Below are 5712 nucleotides of genomic sequence, written 5' to 3'. Positions count from 1 at the left end.
CGCCGGAAGAACTGGAAAAGGTCGAGGCGACGATCCGCGCCATCAACCCGGCGGCAAAGATCCATCGTACGCAGCGGTCCGGCGTGGCGCTCGACGAAGTGCTCGACCGCGGCGCCTTCGACCTGTCGCGCGCGCTGGAGAACGATCCGCACTTCCTCGAGGCGCATGACCACGATCACGACCATGAATGCGGCCCGGACTGCGACCACGACCACCATCATCATGACGGCCACGATCACCATCACCACCATGCTTCCGACATCCATGACGTGACGGTGAAGTCGGTGTCGCTGCGCGGCGGCGAGATGGACCCCAAGAAGTTCTTCCCCTGGATCGAGAAGGTGACCCAGATGGAAGGGCCGAACATCCTGCGGCTGAAGGGCATCATCGCGCTCAAGGGCGACGAGGACCGCTACGTGCTGCAGGGCGTGCACATGATCCTCGAGGGCGACCACCAGCGCGCCTGGAAGGACGGCGAGAAGCATGAGAGCCGGCTCGTGTTCATCGGCCGCGATCTCGACGCCGAGCGGCTCAGGAAGAGTTTTGAAGCCTGCCAGGCGGCTTGATTTCCTGACCTTCAGGCGCTAGCGCTGCCCGTTCTTCGCTTCTCCCCTTGTGGGAGAAGGTGGCCCCGCGAAGCGAGGTCGGATGAGGGGTGCTCCAGCTTGGCAATGCCGGCGATCCGTCCAACACCCCTCATCCGTCTTGGCGCTGCGCGCCAATCCACCTTCTCCCGCAAGGGGAAAAGGCAAGGCCGCACCTAGCCGCACCGGCTTCGTGCACAGAAGCCCGAATGGACCATTCGTATGCCCACAGTCGCCCCGCTTGATCTTGAAGGCCATTGCGTCGCCGCCGTCTTCCTCAACGACGTGCCGCATTTCGCTCTGGCCGACGGCGCGATCCATCGCCTGGACAATGGGCAGAAGACGGTGCAGGCCAATGACGGTCTGCTTGCCGCCTTTCATGATGCGGCCAACGACCGGCTGATCACCGGCGGCGAGGACGGCAAGGTATTTGCCGTGAAGGCCGGCGGCGAGATGAGCGAACTCGCAAGCGCTGGAAAAAAATGGATCACCAGCGTCGCCGCAGGTCCGCAGGGCGCGATCGCCTATGCTTCCGGCAAGACCGCCTTTGTGCGTTTCGCCGACGGCAAGATCAAGGAATTCACCCACCCGCGCTCGGTGGAAGGACTAGCCTTCTCGCCCAAGGGCATGCGTTTTGCCGTCGCCCGTTACAATGGCGCGACGCTGCATTTTCCAGCGGCTGAGGGCAAGCCGGTGGAGCTCGAATGGGCCGGCGCCCATACCGGCATCACCTTTTCACCGGACGGCGCCTTCCTCATCACCACCATGCAGGAAAACGCGCTGCATGGCTGGAAACTCGCCGACGGCAAGCACATGCGCATGTCAGGCTATCCCGGCAAGGTGAAGAGCCTGTCGTGGAGCGTCAAGGGCAAATGGCTGGCGAGCTCCGGCGCGCCGGCGGCGATCGTCTGGCCGTTTCAAGCCAAGGACGGGCCAATGGGCAAGGCGCCGCTGGAACTCGGCACGCGCGGCAACACGATGGTGACCTGCGTCGCCTGCCATCCGAGCCAGGACGTCGTGGCCATCGGCTACGAGGATGGCATGGTGATCGCGGCGCGCTTCGCCGACGCCAAGGAGGTGCTGCTGCGCCGCCCCGGCAAGGGCGCCATCACCGCCATGATGTGGGACAAAGAAGAGCGCCGCATCGTCTTCGGAAGTGCTGCCGGGGACTGCGGCGTGATTGACATCACCGCCTGACTATTCCGCGCCGCAGGACACATCGCCCTTGAACTCGACGGGATCGCTGCTCACGCCGGCCGTGCCGTCATAGACCGCGAGCGTGTAGCGCCCGTCATAAGTGCTTTCGTCGCTGGCCTTGGTCAGGATCGTCAGCTCCACCGAGCGGTAGGTGTCCTTGGCTTCGTGCTCTCGATAAACGAGCAGCCGCAACTCCTCGCCGTCGAGCCAGTATTGCGTAAGGTTCTGGTCCTCGAACACCGTCTTGCGCAGGCTGTCGGTGGCGGGACGGGCCTTGATCTCCAAGTCGCCGCGGAAATTGAAGGTCGGCCCGCCCAGGCCACGGGTCACGCCGGCGTCGAGATGGAAGGCGACCTTGGCGTCATCGACCGAGCACCAGAGGGCGCCGGAGGCGAAACCGCCATTCACTGACGCAAGAAGCACTGCCACGCAAAGAACTGTCCGCATTTCCCCCTCCTCCATGCCCGCCCACAATGAGGCCCCGGCGGCCGCGCCGGGTCAAGAGCGCTGAGCCAACGCCCGTCCCATGCGCGGCCAATTGCAGTTTTGCCAAGCCATGGGCAGAGTGCCGCGCGAAACACGGGGGTTTTCATGCAAGCATCGAATCCAGGAACTTCCATCGGCGGCATCGACATCGCCCGTATCGCCGAATTGCGCGAGATGGAAGCCGCCGCCTTCCGCAAGGCGCGGCCGAAATCCGAGGCCAAGCTTGGCAACGGCATCGCCGGCTTCCTGGGCGGCGTGCCGATGCATTGGATGACCGACTGGCCGACGCCATTCCCGATCCTGGTCGACGGCGCGAAGGGTGCCACCATCACCGATAACGACGGCAACAGGCTCGACGATTTCTGCCTCGGCGACACCGGCTCGATGCTCGGCCATTCGCCGCCGGCGGTCGCCCGCGCGATCCGCCGGCAGGCGGCCCGGGGCCTGACCTATATGCTGCCCAGCGAGGACGCGCTGGCGATCGGCCCGCTCCTGCAGCAGCGCTTCGGCCTGCCCTACTGGCAGATCGCCACCACCGCCACCGACGCCAACCGCTTCGCGCTGCGCGTCGCCCGCGCCGTGACGGGCCGTGAAAAGATCCTGGTCTTCAACGGCTGCTATCACGGTTCAGTCGACGAGACGATGGTGCGGCTGATCGACGGCAAGCCGGTGAACCGGCCTGGTTTGGCCGGCGAATTCCGCGATCTCACGCGGGCGACCAAGATCGTCGAGTTCAACGATGTTGCCGCTTTGGAAGCAGCGCTCGCGGACCGCGACGTAGCCTGCGTCATCACCGAGCCGGTGCTGACCAATTCCTGCATGGTGCTGCCGGATGCCGGCTTCCATGACGCGCTGCGGCGGCTGACCCGCGCGGCCGGCACGCTGCTCCTGATCGACGAAACCCACACCATCTCCACCGGCCCCGGCGGCTATACGCGCAAGTACGGGCTGGAGCCAGACCTGTTCGTGCTCGGCAAGCCGGTGGCCGGCGGCGTGCCGGCGAGCATCTGGGGGATGAGCGAGGAGGTCGCCACGTGTTACGCCGCCTATAACCGGACCAAGGAGCCCGGCTATTCCGGCATGGGCACGACGTTGTCGGCCAACCCGCTGCAGTTCGCGGCAATGCGCGCGACGCTAGAGGAGGTGATGACGGAGCAAGCCTACGCGCATATGGACCGGCTGGCGCGCCGGCTCGATGCGGGGCTGACCGCCGTCATCCAGCGAAACAAGCTGCCCTGGCATGTCGCGCGGGTCGGCGCGCGCGTCGAATTCATCTGCGTGCCCGGACCGCTGCATAATGGCGCCGAGGCCGAGAAGGCGCATGCGCCGGAGCTCGAAGCCGCCATCCATGTCGCGCTGGTCAATCGCGGCGTGCTGATCGCGCCGTTCCACAACATGATGCTGATCTCGCCGGTGACGTCTTCAGCGCAAGTGAGCCGGCTGATCGCCGCCTTCGCCGCGGTTGCGGCCAGGCTTACGGCGTGAGAAAAGCGGCCATGGACAATCCGAACGCCGTAACAACATCGCCTTCCGGGTCGACGCCCGCCGAGGCGAAAGCCTTTCTCGACGCGCATCCGGAGATCGAGGCGTTCGACATCGTGCTGACCGACGCCAACGGTATCGGCCGCGGCAAGATCGTGCGCCGCCATGAGCTGATGGGGATTTTCGAGAACGGAAGGCACCTGCCTATCTCGATCCTCGGCCTCGACATCACCGGCGAGGACGTGCACGAAACCGGACTGGTGTGGGATACAGGCGACGGCGACCTCAGGGCGTGGCCGATCCCGGGCACGCTGGTGCCGCTCTACGGCACCAATCCGGCGCGCGGCCAGGTGCTGATGTCGATGTACCATCTCGACGGCCAGCCGATGACCTCCGACCCACGGCTGGTGCTGGCAAGGCAGGTGGAATTGCTGGCGGCGCGCGGCCTGCATCCTGCTGGCGCTTTCGAGCTGGAGTTCTTCCTGCTGTCCAACGAGCGCGACGCGGATGGCAAGGTGCAGCCTGCCCGCGCGGTGCTCGACGGCCGTCGTTCGGCGAAGACCGAGGTCTATTCCGTCGACCATCTGCATGGCATGGAGCCGCTGTTTTCCGACATCTACGCCGCGGCCAAGGCGCAGGGCATTCCGGCCGAGACGGTCATTTCCGAATACGCGCCCGGCCAGTACGAGCTGACGCTCAACTACCGCAAGGACGTGATGCGGGCAGCCGACGATCTCGTCATGCTGAAGCGGCTTGTCAGGGCGCAGGCGCGGCGGCACGGCGTCACCGCCTGCTTCATGGCCAAGCCCATCGAGGCCTATGCGGGTTCGGGCATGCATTTCCATGTCTCGCTGCAGGACGATGACGGCCGTAACGTCTTCACCGAGGCCGCCGGCGAGAAATGGTCGCCCAAGCTGCTCAACGCGCTTGGCGGCCTGATCCACACCATGGCGGAATCGATGCTGGTGTTCGCGCCGCACGCCAATTCATGGCGGCGCTTCGTCTCGCAATCCTACGCGCCGGTGGCGCCGACATGGGGCGTCAACAACCGCTCGGTGGCGCTGCGCGTGCCGGCGGGCGACGCCAGGAACCGCCGCGTCGAGCACCGGCCGTCCGGCGTCGACGCCAATCCCTATCTGGTGGCGGCGACAGTGCTGGCCGGCATCGTCAAAGGGCTCGATGAAGGGCTGGATCCGGGGCCAGAGACCACAGGGAACGGTTACGAGCAGCCGAGCGAAAGATCGACCATGCCGGCCGACTGGCGCGCCGCGATCGAGGCGGCCAGGGGCTCCGATTTCCTGAAATCGGGGCTGGGCCCAGACCTGCACCGGACCTTCGTGGCGATCAAGCAGGCCGAATATCTGCGCGTCGCGCGCACGGTCAGCGAATTGGACTATCACCTCTATCTGCACGAGGTGTAAGGCGGACGACACGCGCGTGGCGATCACGTTTTGCCGCGGACAATCAAAAGTTATAGCCAATTGCATTTCTGGAACATATCATGAACAAATGGCTGTGCTTTCCGTCCGCGAGAAACTGGCGATCCTGTCCGACGCCGCCAAATACGACGCTTCCTGCGCGTCGTCCGGGTCGGCAAAACGCGACTCGCTGAGATCGGGCGGCATCGGTTCGACCGAGGGTTCCGGCATCTGCCATTCCTACGCGCCGGATGGGCGCTGCATCTCGCTCTTGAAAATCCTGCTCACCAATTTCTGCATCTATGACTGCAGCTATTGCATCAATCGCTCGTCCTCGAATGTGCGGCGCGCTCGCTTCAGCGTCGATGAGGTGGTGAAGCTCACCATGGATTTCTACCGCCGCAACTACATCGAGGGGCTGTTCCTGTCCTCTGGCGTCATTCGCTCGCCGGACGAGACGATGGGCGAGATGGTCGAGGTGGCACGCAGGCTCAGGATCGAGGAAAAGTTCGGCGGCTACATACACCTCAAGACCATCCCCGAAG

Annotated in this window: 5 protein-coding genes and 1 pseudogene; 5 read left to right on the top strand and 1 reads right to left on the bottom strand. The window is 64.9% G+C overall.

All coding sequences use genetic code 11. The annotated features are described in order from the left end of the window. Window positions 1-566 (top strand): GTP-binding protein (locus EOA28_RS22680; RefSeq protein WP_189342140.1); only part of this gene is annotated, 566 nt, incomplete at its 5' end. A gap of 240 nt (window positions 567-806) precedes the next feature. Continuing rightward, window positions 807-1781, top strand: a complete 975-nt coding sequence (locus EOA28_RS22675) for a WD40 repeat domain-containing protein (protein WP_127249725.1) — start codon at window positions 807-809, stop codon at window positions 1779-1781. On the opposite strand, the gene EOA28_RS22670 is transcribed toward EOA28_RS22675, so the two are convergent. Next, complete coding sequence (locus EOA28_RS22670; protein ID WP_127249726.1) at window positions 1782-2228, bottom strand: hypothetical protein; 447 nt, start codon at window positions 2226-2228, stop codon at window positions 1782-1784. Window positions 2229-2372: 144 nt separating this feature from the next. Between EOA28_RS22670 and EOA28_RS22665 the strand changes: the two genes are divergently transcribed. The 3 genes and pseudogenes from EOA28_RS22665 to EOA28_RS22655 form a co-directional block, all read left to right on the top strand. Continuing rightward, entirely contained in the window at window positions 2373-3752 is a 1380-nt protein-coding gene (locus EOA28_RS22665; protein ID WP_127249727.1) for an aspartate aminotransferase family protein, read from the top strand. Window positions 3753-3763: 11 nt separating this feature from the next. Further along, the gene (locus tag EOA28_RS22660) at window positions 3764-5170 is read left to right on the top strand and encodes a glutamine synthetase family protein (RefSeq protein WP_127386496.1); all 1407 of its coding nucleotides are present in this window, start codon (window positions 3764-3766) and stop codon (window positions 5168-5170) included. An 88-nt stretch (window positions 5171-5258) separates the two neighbouring features. Beyond that, window positions 5259-5712: pseudogene (locus tag EOA28_RS22655) on the top strand (radical SAM protein); the annotation flags it as partial.

The sequence above is a fragment of the Mesorhizobium sp. M2A.F.Ca.ET.067.02.1.1 genome (genome assembly GCF_004023285.1).
Lineage (GTDB): Bacteria > Pseudomonadota > Alphaproteobacteria > Rhizobiales > Rhizobiaceae > Mesorhizobium.
This window is presented reverse-complemented; position numbering and strand designations above follow the sequence as displayed.